This is a genomic window from Streptomyces sp. NPDC002845 (genome assembly GCF_053591955.1).
Genome location: NZ_JBSFUU010000059.1, coordinates 43423 through 61146 on the forward strand (window position 1 = coordinate 43423; position 17724 = coordinate 61146).

Below are 17724 nucleotides of genomic sequence, written 5' to 3' on the forward strand. Positions count from 1 at the left end.
TCGAGTTGCCGCATCCGGCGGACGCCCATGTCGGGGAGGGAGTGATGGTGCGCAGGCCAATCGATGGCGAGGTACACGTCCACTACGGCCAGATCTACGTCGAAAGCGATCCGGACAGCTTCGGCCCGGATCTCAAGGAGGCCTTCGCCGGCCAGGAAAGTGGACTGTGCGGGGCCGCGATACCCGGCGCGCTGTGGCTGACGACCGGGCTGCACACGGGCAACGTCGGTTTCACTGTCGAAGTCCACGACCAGGCACCGCCGTTGGACCCGGTGTGGGAGGACGTCGTGGAGGTGTCCTTCCGCCCGCTGTCGGCGCACAGCGTGCTCATGGAGTGGGCGGGGGAGGACAGCTGGGAGCTGGACCTGGAAGAGACCGATTACCGCGTGCGCTACAGCGCCCAGGGCATGGACCGGGCCAGGCAGCAGGACACCAGACTGGACGAGGAACCGCAGGTGGACCGGTACCTCCTGCAGTTCTGGCCCGCCCCGCCCGGGCCGGACCGCGTGCTGCGGCAGGCCTCGGAGACCGCCGCCTACCGGCACGACTACGCCCGCAGCCAGCCACCGCCTCCCACACCCGCCGAGCGCGCCGAAGCCGAACGTCTGGCCCGCCTCGCACAGGAACAGGCCGACCGGGAGCGGCGGTTGGCCCGGGAGAGATGGGAGTGGGGCGGGCAGCTGCCGAGCGAGACCCTGCGCCAGGTCGGCGGCAACGTCCGCGGCTTGCTCCGCTTCGACCCGGCCCTGGTCCACGCCCTCGACGCCGCGGGCCCCGAGACCCAGCGCACGGTGGCTCTGCTCGCGGCCCGCCGTGCGTGCACCGCGGCAGGGATCGCCGGCCTCGACTGGGTCGCCGACGCGCTCACCGCCCTCGCCGAGGGACGCCCGCTGCCCCCGCCCTTCGACGATCCCGCACACCTGTGGCGGACTCTGGACCGCGACCCTCGTGTCCCCGACCGGACCGTCGGCTGTGCGGTCGAACCCGAGCGGCCGCCTTTCCGGCCGCCCGCCGCCCCCGGCACACCCACGGCCATGCCCAAGCCGCAGCCGGCGCCGCAGCCACCGACGGTGGGCCCCGCGGCCGTCGCCGGGACATCGCCGCACCCGCCCGGCCCCTCGGCGCCGCAGCCCACCGGATCCCCGCGTTACACAGCGGTGATCACCACCGGTCCTCCGGACCCGTCCCTGCGGATGTCGCAGCCTCACATGGCCGTTCCCGCAGTGACCGACGCCGCCGAAGCCGACCCGCTCCAAGCGGCCCTCGACGCGGTCTACGCCGCCGTGGCCGCCTACGGCGAGGACTACCCGGCACTCCTGGAAGAGGTCTGGTCCGTGTGCGAAGGCCGCAACCGGTAGTCGGCACACCGACCGGAGAGGCGATCACACCCCGCCCGGTGCTGCTCATACTGATCCGGACTGATCCGGGCGGCTGCAGAGCACCAACAGCGTCCAGAACACGCACTGTTGCCGCGGCCCCAAGGAGCGGGAAGTGGGCCTGCGGCCGAAGAAGGGTCGCCCCGCTGATGCGCGTATCGAAGCGTTGGCCGAGCGGCATACGGGCCTCGCCTTGCGGCCCCTGCCCCGGCGCCCCGGTCGCACCCGCCGTCCGCCGTGCGCTCGCGGGCGTTCGGCGTAAGGGTTTGCCGCAGCGCCTGCTGAGGTTCGTCGAGGCCGAGGCGCGCCTCGGCGGCCCCACGCTGTCCCAGACTTCCGGACTTAACGGGGGATTCGTCTCGGGGCACTCGATGTCCACCTGCCGTAGTGTCCGGTCAGACGCGCCAGGCTTCTCCCCGTGCTAAGCGGAGGGCTTGCGGCTTTGACAGCCGCTCCCGCGTCGACCGAATCGCGAATTCGACGAAGGGGCGGGAAGTCGAGTAGCTGCGAAGCGGGCTCCCCATCGGGAGGAGCCTCCGTCCTCAGCTGACAAACGGGCGGCGATCGGTCCAGGGGTGTGCGAGTTCGAGGGTGCGAGACACCTGGAGGAGGAGGTCTTCCCGCCATGGTGCGGCGATGATCTGGATGCCGACGGGCAGGCCGGTGGCGTCGTCGTGGTGGATGGGGACTGAGATCGCCGGTTGTCCGGTCACGTTGAACACTGACGTGAACACCCCCATCGGGTAGCTGTTCAGCAGTGCCATCAGGGGATCGTCGTCGGTGCCTGCCCGCCAGGCACCGACGAGCGGCGGGAGGCACGCCATCGTGGGCGTGACGAGGAGGTCGAAGCCGGCGAGGAAACCTTCGACGATGCGCCGCGACAACTGTTGGGTCTTCCGCACCCCTTCCGCGTAGGCCCACGAGTCGATCGATCGTGCCGCGTCACGCAGGGCACGACTGTGGGGCTCGACACGGTCCGGGTCCGCGAGCGCGATCCCGGCGCCGCCGATGTTCCATATGGTCGTGAACGCCGCGACCAGCTCGTCGGCAGGGGGCAGCGGAAGGCGAGTGTCGACGACGTGGTGACCGGCGGATTCGAGCGTCCGAAGAGCGACGCCGACGGCTGCCGTGCACGCCGGGGCCACGCTTATCCCGTCGATCGGAGAGTCGGTGAGCGCGCCGATCCGCAGCCCGGTCGGTGCGTCCGTCTTCATCGCGGTGGCAAAGGACCTGTGCGGGGTCGGGGGTGACCACCACGCGGCCGGATCATGGCGTGCCAGCACATCGAGGGCGGCCGCGGTGTCTGACACCGAGCGGGTGAGCACGCCGCTGGTGGCGAAACCTTCTACGTTGACGGTCGCGTTGGTGACCAGGCCGCGGGTGGGTTTGAGCCCGACGAGGCCGTTGCACGACGCGGGGATGCGGATCGACCCGCCGCCGTCTTCGGCATGGGCGATGGGCGCCATCCCGGCGGCGACGGCAGCGCCCGCTCCGCTCGACGACCCGCCTGGCGTGCGGTCCGGCTCCCACGGGTTGCGCGAGATGCCCAGGGCCTCGTTCTCGGTGAAGGGCAGGGTGCCGAACTCAGAGGTGGTGGTCTTGCCGAGCAGGACGAACCCCGCGTCCACGAACCGTCGCACGACCGGGTCCGATGCTGCGGCCGGCGCCTGCCCGGCGCCAGTGGACCCATGGGTGGTGGGCCATCCGGCCACGTCAAGGAGGTCCTTGATCGGCAGCGGGACGCCGTGGAACGGCGGGAGGTCTTCGGTCGACGCGGCCCGCGCTACTGCATCAGCTGCGGCAGACGCGGCTTTGCGGACGTCGTCGTCGGCCCGGTGGCAGAAGGCGTTCAGCCGAGGGTCGAACTCGTCCATCCTCTCAAGACAGCAATCGGCCACCTCGACCGGGCTCACCTCCTTTCGGCGTATGGCTGCGGCGAGCTCGACGGCCGGCGTGAACGGGTCAATCGGCGAGCGCATCACGAGCGGTCCTTTCTGGTCCGCGGTGCTTACAGAAGCCGTCAGTGTCGTCGCGTCTGCGATATCGCGTCTTGGACGAATGTTCCGTACCTTGACGACATGCGATCCGCCGAGTCGGCTCATGACGCTGCGGCGGTGTGGGACATCGCCACCCCGTCGCGGCCCGGCCCGCTGCCGGGGGTCAGCATGGCCGGATTCCGCGCTCGTACCACGGACTTCGTCGACCTGAGCGTGGTCCCGTACCCGGCTGTCACGGTGGCCGTCAACCTTGGCGAGGGGCCGCTCGCCGTCGACGACATCAGCGGCCGGCAGCAGAACGGCAGTGTCGTCGTCGGACTCGTGCCCGGCGGCGTTCGCGGGCGCGGCCGTGACATCGAGTGCCTGCAGATGCGGCTGTCGCCGGTGGTCGCGCACGCGGTGCTGGGCGCCTCTTCGGAGTCGGGCGGGATGGTGGTCTCCCTCGATGACCTCTGGGGCAGCGACGCCGCGCGAACCCAGGAGCAACTGCGCGCTGCCGGGTTATGGGACGACCGGTTCGCGATCGCGGAGGCCATGCTCGCTCGACGATACGAGGCAGGCCGAGCGGTCGATCCGGAGGTCGCCTTCGTCTGGGGACAGATGGTGGCGAACCTGGGAGGGGTACGGGTCGAGCGGCTGGCAACCGAGGTCGGATGGAGCCGTAAGCGTCTGTGGTCCCGGTTCCGATCCCAGCTCGGCCTCAACCCCAAGCGCGCGGCTCAGCTTGTCCGTTTCGACCACGCGGCCCACCGTCTCGCCATGGGGCACAGCGCCGCACTGGTGGCGGCGGAGATCGGCTACGTCGACCAGTCCCACCTCCATCGGGATGTCATGGCCTTCGCCGGGGTGACGCCCACGGCCGTTGCGGTCGCCCCGTGGCTCGCGGTGGACGACGTCGCGTGGGCCGCGCTCCCGCATACCTGTCCAAGGCTTGACACGGCAGTCAGCACCCGGTCGGCGCGAGGCCGGTGGCGCTGGTCACGAGGGGAACTTTTCTCCAAGACGCCAGGCAGTTGCGCTTGTAACACTGGGGATTTCCACCCTGAAGTCGCTGGCGACGGGCCTGGCGTGAGTGGTGGGTGGGATGCTCGTGCCGCTCGTCGGCGTGATCGTGCCGGGGTGCTCGTCCGTCAGGACGGCTGCCGGATTCCCCGGAATCGCCGACGGGTCCGGTAGCCGCCCCCTACGCTCCGGAAGGACCGCCGAGGCGGCGCAGGGAGGGGAGCTTCATGTGCCGGACGTGCCGGCGTGGGTGATGGAGCGCCGCGTGATGCTGGCCGAGCGGCCGAGTAGTTGCGCAAGGAGCTGGCCGAGACGGAGGCGGAGGTGGCCGGGCTGGAGGCGGCCGAGGTCGTCTTCCGCCAGTACCTGGAGGACTGGCAGGCTGGACACCCCGACCAAGACGGCCTGGGCCGAGGCACTGGAGGAGCCCACCGGCGGGGACAGCGGCGGTGCCCAGGTCACGCCCGGGGCGGGAGGGAGGTTCCTGGTGCCGCACCGTGCCGACGGCATGGGCGTCGAGGCGCTGCCCCGGGACTAGCAGAAGATCATGGAGATCGTGGAGGGTGGCAGCGGGCCGGTGATGGCCAAGGACGTGGCCCTCGCCCTGGGCCGGGGTACCACGCCGGGCGAGGTGGAACCGGTGCGCGGAAAGCTGCGGAAGCTGTCCGAACGAGGCTGGCTGACCGCACCGGATCGGGCCGTACCTGCCGCGGTGAGCAGGCGCGGGGCCGCCGCGGCGGGGCCGATTCGGTGCGCAACGTACAGGCCGTCGGCGGAAGTTGGGGCCTTGTGTGAAGAAGAACTCCCGGCCCGCCGAGGGCCCGTCCGGTGTTGTCCTCGATACGTTGCAGGGCGCAGCCCTGCAACGTATCGGGCTCGGCACCCAGCTCGGCGCCCGGGGCCTCGCCGAAATCGGGGGACGACCACACACGGTTCGCCGACGCTCGCGGTCTGACAGCGTATGCGGGCTCCTCGCCCATCACCCGGGCCTCCCGCAAGAAGTCGAGCGTCACCCGCCGGTGGGCCAAGAACGACCGGCTCACCACCTCGGCTACCTCTGGGCGTTCTCCGCCATCACCGCCTCACCTGGCGCCAAGGCGCACTACCGGCGGCGGCGTGACGAACACGGAGACGGGCACGCGGCCGCCCAGCGCAACCTCTTCAACCGCATGCTCGGCCAGCTCTACCACTGCCTCCAGAAACACGAACTGTTCGACGAACAGACTGCTTTCCCAGCCCAACTTGCCGCTTGACACTTCGTCGTGGCGACGGCCATCACATGTCGGGCAAGCTCCGGCTTCTGGGGCACCAAGACCTGGAAGGAATTCCCGGACCCGAGTACGGGGCAGGCTGGAGCGGATCGAGTACGTCCTGTACGAGTGTCCGGACCGCACTCTTGCCTTCGACGCGTTCGGGCCGCTGGGCATCGGGCCGGTCGCCGGGTCCCGTTGGGCGCGACGGGGCGAGAGGGACCGACCGTCGGCGACCTGCCATCGCGCCCAGGGCGTGGTACCTCCACGGCTGCTACTCGGTCGGCGGGGACCGGGTGTGGGGCGTCAACCGGAGCCGCGAGGGCGCCGACCACACCCTCGTGGCGTTGAAATCGATCCGGTCCACCCGCTCGGACGGTGCCCCGATCCACAGCAACGGCCCGAAGTGCGCCTTGATCGGGGCAGTTCACTCTGGCCAGCTCCGACCACCCCAACCGCACCGTGCAGACCTGTGCCCTGCATGCCTGCCTGTGCCGGCGCGACGCCCACGCCCGCCAGCAGGATGTCCTGGCCGTCCGGCGCCGCGAACCCGCCCGCATCTGCGGTGAGAGAGGCATCCGGTGGGGAGGCCGGCCTCAGCACCGCCGCAGCTTGTACGGCCCGCTTGTGGGTTCCCATTCGGAACGTCCTGTTCCGGCGCGCCGAGCAGGGTTCTGTCGCCTTGTCTCATTCGTGGCCCATGGCATTCCGTCTCACGATCTCGGCCCTTGAGCCCTGACCATGAATCTCTCGGGCGGCTTGCGAATTCAGAAGGCTCGGCTCAGGTGATGACACACCAACACGATCCGTGCCTGTAACGCCAACACCTGGCGGAGTTCGCCTTCGGACCACGACGCGGCACCGGCACACCAGCAGAAGAACCCGTACGAGATCCAACGACGGACTACCGGCGCAGGACATTAGCCTGATGTTTGTGGATACGACAGGATTACTCCTGAGCGCGGTCGGCACGGTCGCCGGTGTCGTCAGCGCCTACTTCGCCTACGTGACGGTTCGCCACCAGCTGTCCAGGCGCCGGCACCGCCCCGTACCGCCGGTACCACTGCCCGCACCGGCGCCGTCTGCTCAAGGCTCCGCGCGCTACGACGTCTTTGTCTCGTATGGCCGCGAAGATGCCGACTGGGTGCGTTCGTTCGCGGCACGGCTCCGCGAGAAGGGTCTGAACGTGGCGTACGACGAGGTCGTGAGCAGGCCGGGAGGCATCCGCGTGCACACGGTCGAGAACGCGATCCGTGAGGCGGCGCACGGGCTGCTGGTGTTCAGCCCGGCGTCGATGAGCAGCGGTTGGGTCAGGCAGGAGTACGCCGCCCTGATGCAGCCGTCGATCGAGTCCGGCCGGCTGTTCATCCCTGTCGTGGTGGGGGACGTGGAGTTGCCGGAGTTCGCCGCCACCCGGTATTTCGCGGACTTTCGCGGGCTGGGCGACGGTTCGGGGCACGACGGTGTGTATGAGCGACGGGTCGACGAGATCGCGCGGGCGCTGCGTGACCGCTGACGTGGCCCGATCGATCGACAGAGGGATCGGCGAACAGATGAAACAGACGGGGTGGAGGGGGCAACAGACGGGGTGGAGGGGGCAGAGGGGCAGACGGGACGGTCCGACGTGGAGTGAGCCCTATTCCGTTCCGTCGTCGCCGACCCCAAGGTCCTCGTCGGCCGGGGCGCTCTGCGGCAGGGCGGACTGTTCGGCATGCCGCTTCGCCCCGTCAATGATCTCCAGGCACGCTGCATGGGCAGGTACTTCAGCAAGGACTCCGCGTCCCCGCTGACGACCTGCGGCACGTTCATGTGCTTGAGTTCCGCCAGGAAGATTTGCATGGCGACGGTGTCCCGGCCGAGAAGCTCGATCTTGCGCTCCAGCTGCACGACGTCCAGCAGCACGTGTTCCCGCTCGGCCGCGAGCTCTATGTGCCGGATCTCCGCCTTGATGTGGGCGTTCTTCTTCTGCTCCTCCAGTTCCTGGGTGCGTGTCTGCGCTTCGAACACCCTCTTGCGGGCCTTGTCGAGGTCACCGTCCAGGGATTCGAACTCACCCAGGTTGGTGCTCGCCGCTTCGACTCCCCACCCGGCGAGAGCATTGCGTACCTGCGCCGCCAGGTCTGTGCGGATGCTGGCGTACTGGGTAAGGAACTCCTCCACCGTGGACTCGGCGGCGATGCCGTTGAAGTATGTGTCCACGGCGCCGCCGAGCACCCGTTCGACGAACCGCTGTACTGGGGCGGGGTTGTTGACCAAGCCGCCCACCCCGGACGTCGAGGAGTCGCCGAACTCGCTGACCAACCGGGGAGCGGCGGCCTCGGGGATGTTCAGCGTCTGCCGGAGCTCCACCTGGAGCCGGTGCCCCTGGACGTTGACGCTGATCCGGTCGAGCGCGGCGTCGTAGTTGTTGTCCGACTGGGAACTGCCCTTGTTGCTCCAGTCCAGGATGAGCAGGCGGGTCGGTATGAGTACGACGCGTACGAACCAGGGGTTGAGCGCGTAGACAGAGCCCTCGCCGAGGGTCTCCTCCTGTACGCCCCGCCACCCTCCGCTCCCCAGGAACACCCAGGGCAGACGGAAGCTGCTGTGGCCTTTGACGATCGGGCCGACCCTGCGCTCTGCCCGGTCGGGCTCGGCGCCGTCCAGGGTGATCACTACTCCGGCATGCCCGACAGGGATCGCGATCTCCTTCAGTTGCCCGGTACCGAGACCGTCCGAGCCGCCCCGACCCGAACGCCCCACGCTGCTGCTGGTGATCACCTCGAAGAGGTAGGGATTGATGTCGTAGTGCGTGCCACCGGTGAGGATCGCCAGTTGTCTGCCCTGTTCGCCGCCGCCGAGCAGGAACGCCGGTCCGTCCTGGAAGTTGTCGCACTCCACGTACCGGCCGAAAGGACGGTCCGGGGGCCGGATGGCGCCGTCCTTGGCGATGACCAGTCCGACCGTGCCCGGTTCCACGTAGGTCCGGGGTACGACTTCGACCTGGAAGAGGGCGGTGTTGATGTAGTACGAGCTGTCGCCGCGGAGGAACGCGAGTTGTCTGCCCTGTTCGCCGCCGCCGAGCAGGAACGCCGGTCCGTCCTGGAAGTTGTCGCACTCCACGTACCGGCCGAGGACTCGGCCGGGGTCGCGCTTGGCGCCCTCAGTGGCGACGACGAGTCCGATCTGTCCCGCCGGAACATGGATCCGCGGTACGAACTCGACGCTGTGGACGAAGGGGGTGAGCCAGTACGGTCGGCCCGGCAGGAGGGCGCGTGCCTGGACACCGCGCGCGTCGTGGGGTGTGATCCGCTTGAAGCGCTGGTCCGGATGGGCCTTCCCGAACCTTTTGTGGACGATGCCGACATGGCCCGCGGGCACCACGCAGAGACCCGCCCAGGAGACCAGCACGCCTGCTCCGAATCCGGCCAGAGCGCCGGACTGCCGTGCTGAACGCGATGGTCGCTCATGCTTCGATCTGCCCGCCCCGTAGCCGATGAGACTGCTCAAGGCCACGATCCCCACAACCAACAACAGCACCAGTAACAGGATCAACGGAGAGTCATCCCCTCTCGCGAAGCCGCAGATGTACGGCGAGCACCGTCTCGGTCCACTGGTCGTACCAGTCCCGATACTGCTCGCTCTGGGGGTTGCGCAGTGTCGGGAAGAAAGCGTGGTTCCCTGCCCCGCCGGTGAAGTGCCGGTACTTGGGCACGGTCTCGTACGGCGAGGAACGCCAGCCGTATCCCACGGAGAGGGCCATGAAGTCCGAATGCCGGCCGCCTCTCACACGGGCGCGGCGCACCTGCGCACCGAAGCCGTAGGCCCCGCCCGAGAATCGCGACCAGAGGGAGTCGATCCCGGAGAGCAGGGCTTCGGGCAGGCGCTTCCCGTCGGATCGGCGCAGCCACCCGGTTTCGAGTCTGTCGACCGCTTCCAGGAGCAGTGTCGTAGTCAGCAGATCGGCGTGCTCGGTTTCGTGCTCGGCGAGCAGGGCTTCGAGCGTGATCAGTGACCTGCGGGCGGGAGAGCGGACGGCGGGTACCAGCGGCCGAGCCGCCGGGAGCGGCAGGACCGCAGGAGTTCGCGGTGCGGCGGGCTGCCGGTCGGAGCGGTGGGAGCGGTGGGAGCCATGGGAGCGGGGGGAGTCGTGGAGGCGGCGCAGCAGGCGCAACGCGTCGGGTCCGGGCAGATCACCGTTCCTGGCGTCGAGGTACCAACTGCTGGCGAGCAGGTAGTTGCGTTCTCCACGTAACAGGATGGGGAAGAACTCGCGGCTGTGGCGCTGCCCTTCGAGGATCTCCCGCGTGACGTCCTCGGACTCCTCGGCCTCGGGCGACATCAGGACGACGACCGCAAGGGCGTGCCGGAGCCGCTGTCTGATCGTCCAGATGTAGTCGTCGCCCCACTTGAGGTGTCCCAGAGACCATACGGGCAGGCCCGAACCGGAGAGTTGGCCCACCAGCCGCTCCCCGTAGTCGGCGTCGGCGCGGGCGTAGCAGACGACGAATGCGGGCTGCGCGGACTCGGTGGGCGGCCGCCGCGTCCGCGGGCGTATGAGATCGAGTAATTCTGTGTCCGGGCGGTCTTTGCGGACCTGTTGCTCGCCGCGCAGGACGCCGGCCAGCTCGGCGGCCTTGACATCGAACGCGGGCCCGCTCAGCTGGCGGAAATCCACCCAGACCCGCGTCGCGGCGAAGTCGGGAATGTCGGCACCGCCGCAGAGCACCGGGATCAGCCTCAGCCCCCGCCTGGCCGACGCCTGCACAAGCGCCGCGTATTCCTGCCGCGCCCACGGTTCGGTCATGGTGCGCGGGCCGACGACCTGAATTCCGTGCTTGGACGCGCGGATCGCCTCTTCGAGCTCGTGCACCACGATGTCGCCCGGCCGCAGGCTGCATCTGTCGAAGAAGACGCGCACACCATGTGCCCTGAGACGCTCCGCGAGCATACCGGTCCAGTCGCCGTCATCAGCCGCGTAAGAGATGAATACGTCATACACCGCGTTTCCCCCGCAAGCACGCACAGTGAGTGCGCTGTGACACTCCAGGATAACGAGAGGCGCCGTTATGGGCAGTAAGGCGTACGCAGGTTCGCGTTGCGGATGGGCTTACGGCGGACGCGGGGTCAAGGGTGAGCAGCAGCGTGCCCCCGATCAGCTACGCCGAGGCTCGTACACGGGGTTACTCCCGCTGTCAGACGCCCCGCGCCGCCCTGCCCGGCACGGTGTTGTACATGAACATGAAGCTGAGCCGCCGTTCACGCCGGGCCTTTCTCGTTGTCCATGTATCCGCCTCCGCGAGCTGGCTCGGGCTCACGCTCGGCCTGCTCGCCCTTGGGGCCACCGCGGCCACGACCGCCTCCGCGGTGACCGTGGAGGCCTCGGTCCGGGCCATGAAGCTCTTCGCCGACTGGCTCCTGCTGCCTGTCGCGTTCCTCACCCTCCTCACCGGTCTGGTGCTGTCCCTGGGCACCCCGTGGGGACTGGCCAGGCACCGATGGGTCTACACGAAGTTCTGGCTGACCCTGGCCACGACCACCGCCACCCTCTTCGCACTGCGCCCCGGGGTGAACTCAGCGGTCACCGCCGTCACCGCGGGCGAACCACTGCCCGACGCCGGCGATGTCCTGTTCGGACCGGTCGTCTCCCTGTCCGCCTACATCTTCATGACGGTGATCTCGATCCTCAAGCCCTGGGGACTCACCCGCCGCGGCCAAGCCCTGCGCGCCTCCGCCCGCAAACCGGCCGACACCACACCCGTCCGCCAGACAGCCTGACCGACGCGGGGGACGCTGCATGCCGCGGTCGACTCGCAACGCCTGCCCGGTGATGAACCCGGCCCGGTCCGAGGCGAGGAAGACGACCGCCTCGGCGAGGGCCTTCGCGTCGCCGTGGCCCGGCGCAGCGAAATGTTGCGCCGGGCCACGGCGAAGGCACGCTCACCACCGGGGTCGCGACCGCGGCGGCGCTCGCGTACGCGCTCGCCACGCGTCCGGTGAGAGCCGAGATCCGCGGCCGCACCGCCGGCTATGTCCTGTCCGGCTGGGTACGCGGACATCGGACACTACCGGCTGTTGGGGCATGGTGAGTGGGGACGTGCATCCCTTGAGCGGAACGTCCCTGCTGTCGCGTCGGTCGGCGGCGCTCCCCGGAGGTGCTCGGCGGCGTGCGGTCTCCGGGCTGCGTGCCCCGAGCCATGGACGTGATCCACGAACGCTGTGCGGGGATCGACGTCGGAAAGGTGGACGTGCAGGTGTTCTTCGCGGTCCGCACGTCTCATGAGACGTGGCAACCCGCTCCGCTTCCAGGAGCGGAGATGGCGGAGGACCGCTGGTTCCGGCGACGGCCGATGACATAGAGAGGCCGCCCTGGCGTTGTGCTACCGGGGCGGCCTGCTGGGTGGATGGACAGGTGTCAGCGAATGGCTGTGAGTTCGCCGCTGAGCTTCCGACTGAATCAGCTGGATGTGGGAGCTGGGCCGATTCAGGCCGGGGATCTGGACGGTTCTTGCCGCGCTGGGCGCACGAATGACCGAACCGGCGCGTGGGGACCTGGCGCACGGACGCGTGCCTTCGGTCGTCGTCGACCGGTGTTGTTATCCCATTGTGATCAGTTGTCTGCGGCGGCGGTACAGCGGCTCCCGGCGCTCGGGATCTTCAGCTCCGTGAGGTAATCGTCGACGGCGCCGCGTGTGCAGCCGCTGCGGCCGTAGACGCTGTGTCCCGAGCCCTCGTACGGCAGCAGAACGGTCGTCCTGCGGGTCTGCCGGTGCACATTGGTCGCCCACGCGTAGTTGTTCGCCGGGTCGTGCAGCGAATGCAGCATGAGGATCTTGGGTGCCTCGGTGATGCGCAGCCGGTGCTGCGGGTTGTTCACCTCGTTCGGCCAGCCGACGCAGCCGGCCACCGCGGCGTGCACGCGTGGTGTGCCGCGCATGTGCGGTGCGGCTTGGAGTTCGGCTTCGGTCAGACTGGCGTACTCCCGGTAGTCCTTCGGCCGGAACCGCCAGTCCTGGCAGAACACCGCGTAGAACGGTTCCGCGCGCGTCTGCTGTTCCGCTCCCTGCGGCGTCCGCGGTTGAGGTTGCGGAGTTTGCCACCGTTCCTTCGGTTCCTGTTCCTGCGCGTCGAGCCCGGCCACATAGGTGGCCAGCTCGTCCCAGTCCGGGCCGTAGAACTTGAGGAAGGCGAAGAGTGTGATCGCGTGCGCGGTGAGAACTTGGTCCGGGCTCTCCGGATCGCGTATCTCCCCCCGGTCCGCCCTGGCGAGCAGGCCATCCCATACGGCGGTGACGTCCCGGCCGTGCAATGCGCACGAGTTGGTGCGTTCACACCACTTCACGAACTGGTGGAACGAGTCCTCCGCGGTGGCCGCCGAGGAGACGAGGAACTCCCGGGCGCCCAGGCTGTGGTCGATGTTCGCGGTGAGGGCCATGGTCCGGATCCGGTCACCGTACTGCTCCGCGTACTGCTGGCCGATCAGCGTGCCGTAGGAGTGACCGAAGTAATTGATCTTCTTCTCGCCCAGCGCCCCGCGGAGCGCGTCCATGTCCCGGACGACGCTCAAGGTGTCGGCGTGGTCGAAGACGGGACCGCTGTGCCGTCGGCAGTCCTGGCGTAATGTGCGGTTGAACTCGGCGAGTTGATCGAACTCGGCCTGGTTGCGGGGGTATGCGGACGGCCATTGGTCCAGCAGCTCCTTCGAGCACTTCACTGGCTCGCTGCCACCGACACCCCGCGGGTCGAACCCGACGATGTCGAACTTCTCCTGGACCTCCGCGCTGAACTGAGCCGGGGCATCGCGCAAGGCGAAGTCCACACCCGAAGCGCCCGGTCCACCCGGGTTGACCAGCAGCACGCCGACCCGGCGAGCTGGATCGGTCGCTTTGCGACGGGCCACCGCGAGATCAAACTGTTCATCCGACGGGCGTGCCCAGTTGACGGGCAGGCGCAGGGTCCCGCATTCCGCAGCGGCGTCCTGGGGGCACGGTTTCCAGTCGATGGCATCCTGCGTCGTCGGGCTTCTGCCGGGAGGATCGGCATCCACCGCCGCCACGCCCGGTGTCGACGCTCCGGCGAGTAGTCCGGCGGCGAGCACTCCGGTGAGCACCTTGAAGAGCGGTTGCATGAAGTCCCTTCTGAGGGTCATACGAAATGGATCACGGGCTTGGCCTCCAGCCGAACATGGCAGTGAGCCAACCGGGGTCACAACCGCGCGAGACGGAAATCAGGGAAGGCACCGGGACGTGGTCAGGGTTGCCTCAGGGTGGCGCCTCAAGGGTTGCCCCCAGCCCCCTGAGACTTCCCTGGAGTCGGTGCGGCTCCGCCGGGCTGGGCGATGTCGGTCCGACGGGCCTGACGCCACTCCTGGTACCGGCACGCCGCCGAGCAGTACTGGGCTCTGAGACTCGCCCCCGGGCCTCAGCCGGGCCTCGCAGACCGCGCAGTGCCGTGAGCGTCGTCGCTGGCCATGGCAAGCAGCAGTCCCAGTCCCGGGTCGTCGTTCGCGCCGAGTTCGTACGCCTCGTTCCTGACCGTGGCGGCGGTGTCGCGCAGGTCCTTGGACCTGCTGCTGGCGAATATGGCGGGAGGGACCGCTGATCCCGCCGTGGTCAGGGCCCAGCACCAGCGGGCCGAACTGCTCCGGCTGCGCGGCGCCTTCACGCGTGCGGAGGAGGAGTACCGCCGGGGCCGACCGTTGGGGCTGCCCGCCGCAGCCCGGGTCTGGCCCTGCTGCGGCTCGCCCAGGGCCGGATCGACGACGCCGAGGCAGCCATCGGCAGGGCCGCGACGCAGGCCGAGGGCGACCGGGTTCGGCGCTCTCGGGCCCTCGCCGCGTACGTCGACATCGTCCTCGCCGCAGGCGACGTCGACTCCGCCCGGGAGGCCGCCGGTGCACTCGGCAAGGCGGCCGACGACCTCGCATCCCCGTACCTGCGCGCGGTCGCGGCCGGCGCCCGCAGTGCTGTCCTGCTCGCCGAGCGGGACGCCGACGGGGCGGGGGAGGCCCTGCGTGCCGCCTGGGCGACGCGGCAGGAGCTTCAGGCCCCCTACGAGGCGGCGCGGGTACGTGTCCTGCTGACCGAGGTATGCGCACTGCTCGGCGCCCATGACACGGCCGAGATGGACTGGACGCCGCCCGCGCGGTCTTCGAGCATCTCGCCGCCGCTCCCCAACTCGCGCGCTTGGACCGGCTGTCGCGGGCGGTGGCCCGGGCGACCGGCGGTACCGGCCCGGCGGGCTGACCCCGCGCGAGGCGCAGGTGCTGCGGCTCGTCGCGGGCGGTGCCACGAACCGGGGGATCGCCGCCACGCTCGTGATCAGCGAGAAGACCGTCGCCCACCATCTCAACAACATGTTCGTCAAACTGGGCGTCTCCACGCGGACCGAGGCCGCCGCGTACGCCTACGAGCACGTCCTCATCTGACGGCCTTCCGCGTGTGGGTGGTTCGAACCACCCACCGTGCCCGTACGGAAATGCATGGTTCGCCCGATGTGACCCCGATGTGGGTCACGCCACCCGCTCCGCCGAAGCCTTCCCCTTGACGTTCTCCCTCCTCCAGGAGTGAGAACGTCAAGGAGTGACATCCGCCCAACTCGACTCGAAGAGCTTCCATGCCACTTGAACGCCTGACCTGGCGCTGCGGCGGAGACAGAGGCTCAGCGAGGAATCGAGGTAGTACCCAATGGTTGCCGAACGCGTTCAACCCCCGATTAAGACGTCATGTCTGGGACCTTGACACGTGCCATCGGCGGGCAGATCAGTCGAAATGGGATTCGAGCGTGCCGCGACGCCGGACATCGAGTGTCGCGCAGTGGAATGAGCCGCCGAACGGCGCGTAGTGCCGCAGGTCGCAGGGGATCGGCTCGAACCCCCATTCTTCGAGCGCGCGCAGCATGTGGGTGTGGTGCCGCTCCACGATCACCCGTTTTTCGTCGATCATGAGAACGTTCATGTTGAGCCACTTGCCGCACATCGAGGTGATCCTGAGCAGGTGCTCGTCGATCGGGTTGGGCTCGGGGGCGATCAGGATGTCCCACGAGCTCAACACCTCGGGCAGGCGGTCGACGTCGATGTATTCCGGATTGACCAGCACCTTGCCGGGCGCGAGCAAGACGAACGTCGTGTCGATGTGCATGGGCGTGCGGCAGCGGCTCTCGATCTCATGGATGCGATAGCCGGGTCCGAGATGGCGACGCAACCAGTCAATGCCCATCTGGTTGGTGACGTTGCTCCGCGTAACGAACAGGTCGCGCCCTGCGCGCACGAAATCCGCTGCGTCGAACACCGGCTCGAACTCGGTCAGGATGTAACGCATGGCCTCGCCGGCCTCGGGGACACGGAAATCCGCCTCGAACAGTTCGTCGGTGAGCTGCGGCTTCGGTGCCGCCGTCCAGCGCGCGCCGCGCCGGAAGTAGTCCTTGAGGATCGCGCGATAGGAGTAGGTCTCGAAGTATCGGCACGGCCATGCCATCGGTGTCTCGATGATCTCGTCGCCGATCACGAGCATGCTGTCCCGCGGACAGGTGTTGCAGAAACCGCGCGACGACCAGTCGGGGGTGCCGAAGCGTCGCCTGTGGTCGACCGCGTCCGGTCGTCTGACCGTGATGCCGAGGGACTGCAGCAGGGTGACGAACTGATCGAGCTCATGCTGCGCCCGCTCGATCAGTACACGCGGATACCTGAAGCCGGCGACAAGCCCCTGCAACCGCGCGGCCCATGGCGGGATGTTGCAGGCCACGACCGCGTGGTGGGAGGGGATCGTCGCGCCATCGAGACGCCCAACGATGATCTCCTCCAGCGGGTCCCACTCGTTGTGCGAGTTGACCGGCGACACGAGGGGTTCCGCGGGGTTGTCAGTCATGGCCGACGGCACCGACATCACGCGTGGTCCACAGCCCACGTAGGGGCGCGTTGCCGACCGTCGCCGTCAGAATGCCGGGCCTGTGCACTACCGCCATGCTCAATCGCTTCCGATCACAGCAGATCAGTAACCCACTACATCCAATACTTACTCAGAGTGGCGTAGCAGGGTTGGGCCTGAGCGACAAGAGCAATACCCAGAACCTGTGGATCGGCTCGGGGAGGACGTACCTTCCCGGGTGATTGATCGACAGGTCACCGAGCAGGACCGGTGTGCGCAGCACCGGCTGGGAAGGCACGTCCGTACTCAGCAACGGCTACCACCAGCCGAGGAGGGTCACCACCACGGCCGGCGCGGCCAAAGTGAAGGCGCCGCGGGTGAACGACAAGCGCGTCGATGAGGCCACGGGCGAGCGCGAGCGGTTCTCTTCCGCGATCCCGTCGCCGTGGTGCCGCACGTCCCGAAGATCAGCGAGGTACAGCCGCTGCTCTACCTGCACGGCCTGTCCTCCGGCGACTTCGTGCCCGCCCTGGAGCAGTTCCTCGGCAGCTCGGCGAGCCTGTCCCCGGCGACGGTCACCCGGCTGACCCAGTCGCGGGTGCCGTGGCCCTGGCACGGTTCGGTGAGGCCGGCGGCCCGACGGCGACCGCCCACAGTGCGCGCGGGCTGCCCGCCGGCCCACCGGGCGGCGGGGCCCGCGATCGCGCTCCCGCTGAACGGACGGCTCGCGGCGCCCCGGGGCATCTGGCCGACGGGACGGGAGGCGTCCCGCGTGATCCGGCCATGGGGTCGGCCGGCGACGCCACCAGAAGCGAGGGATGCTGTTGGCGGTTCCCGCCAGGCAGACGTCACGTGGGCGTGCGGTCCCGGCGGCGACGACCGCCCACGAGCCGACGAGCACCATCACCCCGAGCACGGCCGTCGTACCGCCGGCCGCCTTCACGGTGCAGCGAGCGGCTCTCCCGGCCGAGCAACAGCTCGACCACCCCGGTGAGGAATCCCGGCAGCATGACCGGATCGTGGGCGACCGGCCGGGCCCACAGGCTTCGACAGACCCGGGGAACGATCAGCCACCCGTTCGCCCCACGCCCGCGCGGCCCTCGATAGTGAGGGGCCTCGCGCTTCTCGGACAAGGATGTGACCGATCAATTCATGCGGCAAGTCGCAACTCTTCGAATTCAGCGTGGACTTCGCGTGGGGGGCGGTAACCCACTGCCGAGTGAAGGTGTTTGAGGTTGTACCAGATTTCGATGTA

At 68.9% G+C, this 17724-nt stretch carries 12 protein-coding genes and 4 pseudogenes; 8 read left to right on the plus strand and 8 right to left on the minus strand.

Translation table 11 applies throughout. The features are described 5' to 3' along the window. Window positions 1–44: 44 nt before the first annotated feature. The gene (locus ACWD3C_RS33460) at window positions 45–1358 is read left to right on the plus strand and encodes a hypothetical protein (protein WP_451149929.1); all 1314 of its coding nucleotides are present in this window, start codon (window positions 45–47) and stop codon (window positions 1356–1358) included. Window positions 1359–1918: 560 nt separating this feature from the next. Here ACWD3C_RS33460 and ACWD3C_RS33465 read toward each other — a convergent pair. Continuing rightward, on the minus strand, window positions 1919–3355 hold the full coding sequence (locus ACWD3C_RS33465; protein ID WP_451149918.1) for an amidase: 1437 nt from the start codon (window positions 3353–3355) through the stop codon (window positions 1919–1921). 99 nt (window positions 3356–3454) lie between these two features. Here ACWD3C_RS33465 and ACWD3C_RS33470 point away from each other — a divergent pair, with 99 nt between their 5' ends. Then, window positions 3455–4549 carry a helix-turn-helix domain-containing protein gene (locus ACWD3C_RS33470; protein WP_451149919.1) on the plus strand — a complete coding sequence of 365 codons (1095 nt, stop codon included), beginning with the start codon at window positions 3455–3457 and terminating at the stop codon, window positions 4547–4549. Window positions 4550–4600: 51 nt separating this feature from the next. On the opposite strand, the gene ACWD3C_RS33475 is transcribed toward ACWD3C_RS33470, so the two are convergent. Next, complete coding sequence (locus ACWD3C_RS33475; RefSeq protein ID WP_451149920.1) at window positions 4601–4837, minus strand: hypothetical protein; 237 nt, start codon at window positions 4835–4837, stop codon at window positions 4601–4603. Window positions 4838–5247: 410 nt separating this feature from the next. Between ACWD3C_RS33475 and ACWD3C_RS33480 the strand changes: the two are divergent. Together ACWD3C_RS33480 and ACWD3C_RS33485 are read left to right on the plus strand one after the other, a co-directional pair. Next, window positions 5248–5628: pseudogene (locus ACWD3C_RS33480) on the plus strand (transposase); the annotation flags it as partial. 925 nt (window positions 5629–6553) lie between these two features. Further along, the gene (locus ACWD3C_RS33485) at window positions 6554–7141 is read left to right on the plus strand and encodes a toll/interleukin-1 receptor domain-containing protein (RefSeq protein ID WP_451149930.1); all 588 of its coding nucleotides are present in this window, start codon (window positions 6554–6556) and stop codon (window positions 7139–7141) included. Window positions 7142–7644: 503 nt separating this feature from the next. Here the strand turns inward: ACWD3C_RS33485 and ACWD3C_RS33490 are convergent. Both ACWD3C_RS33490 and ACWD3C_RS33495 read right to left on the minus strand, forming a co-directional pair. Continuing rightward, a pseudogene (locus ACWD3C_RS33490) lies at window positions 7645–9144 on the minus strand (SPFH domain-containing protein); the annotation flags it as partial. Window positions 9145–9166: 22 nt separating this feature from the next. Then, complete coding sequence (locus ACWD3C_RS33495) at window positions 9167–10606, minus strand: TIR domain-containing protein (protein ID WP_451149921.1); 1440 nt, start codon at window positions 10604–10606, stop codon at window positions 9167–9169. A gap of 239 nt (window positions 10607–10845) precedes the next feature. Between ACWD3C_RS33495 and ACWD3C_RS33500 the strand changes: the two genes are divergently transcribed. Continuing rightward, window positions 10846–11382 (plus strand): DUF2269 domain-containing protein, encoded by a 537-nt coding sequence (locus tag ACWD3C_RS33500; RefSeq protein WP_451149931.1) that lies wholly within the window; start codon window positions 10846–10848, stop codon window positions 11380–11382. 209 nt (window positions 11383–11591) lie between these two features. After that, window positions 11592–11693 (plus strand): annotated as a pseudogene (locus tag ACWD3C_RS33505) (hypothetical protein); the annotation flags it as partial. A 521-nt stretch (window positions 11694–12214) separates the two neighbouring features. Here ACWD3C_RS33505 and ACWD3C_RS33510 read toward each other — a convergent pair. Both ACWD3C_RS33510 and ACWD3C_RS33515 read right to left on the minus strand, forming a co-directional pair. After that, window positions 12215–13753 (minus strand): alpha/beta fold hydrolase, encoded by a 1539-nt coding sequence (locus ACWD3C_RS33510; RefSeq protein WP_451149922.1) that lies wholly within the window; start codon window positions 13751–13753, stop codon window positions 12215–12217. A 272-nt stretch (window positions 13754–14025) separates the two neighbouring features. Beyond that, window positions 14026–14715: a hypothetical protein gene (locus ACWD3C_RS33515; protein ID WP_451149923.1), complete on the minus strand. Its 690-nt coding sequence runs from the start codon at window positions 14713–14715 to the stop codon at window positions 14026–14028. On the opposite strand from ACWD3C_RS33515, the gene ACWD3C_RS33520 reads away from it, so the two are divergent. Further along, a complete protein-coding gene (locus ACWD3C_RS33520; RefSeq protein WP_451149924.1) occupies window positions 14714–15031 on the plus strand; it encodes a response regulator transcription factor in 318 nt (105 codons plus the stop codon). The two genes, ACWD3C_RS33515 and ACWD3C_RS33520, sit on opposite strands and share 2 nt — an antisense overlap. Before the next feature lie 334 nt (window positions 15032–15365). Here the strand turns inward: ACWD3C_RS33520 and ACWD3C_RS33525 are convergent, their stop codons facing one another. Next, window positions 15366–16469, minus strand: a complete 1104-nt coding sequence (locus tag ACWD3C_RS33525; RefSeq protein ID WP_451149925.1) for an amidinotransferase — start codon at window positions 16467–16469, stop codon at window positions 15366–15368. A 302-nt stretch (window positions 16470–16771) separates the two neighbouring features. Here ACWD3C_RS33525 and ACWD3C_RS33530 point away from each other — a divergent pair. Next, window positions 16772–17058 (plus strand): annotated as a pseudogene (locus tag ACWD3C_RS33530) (IS256 family transposase); the annotation flags it as partial. A 259-nt stretch (window positions 17059–17317) separates the two neighbouring features. On the opposite strand, the gene ACWD3C_RS33535 reads toward ACWD3C_RS33530, so the two are convergent. Then, window positions 17318–17479: a hypothetical protein gene (locus tag ACWD3C_RS33535; protein WP_451149933.1), complete on the minus strand. Its 162-nt coding sequence runs from the start codon at window positions 17477–17479 to the stop codon at window positions 17318–17320. Window positions 17480–17724: the final 245 nt, after the last annotated feature.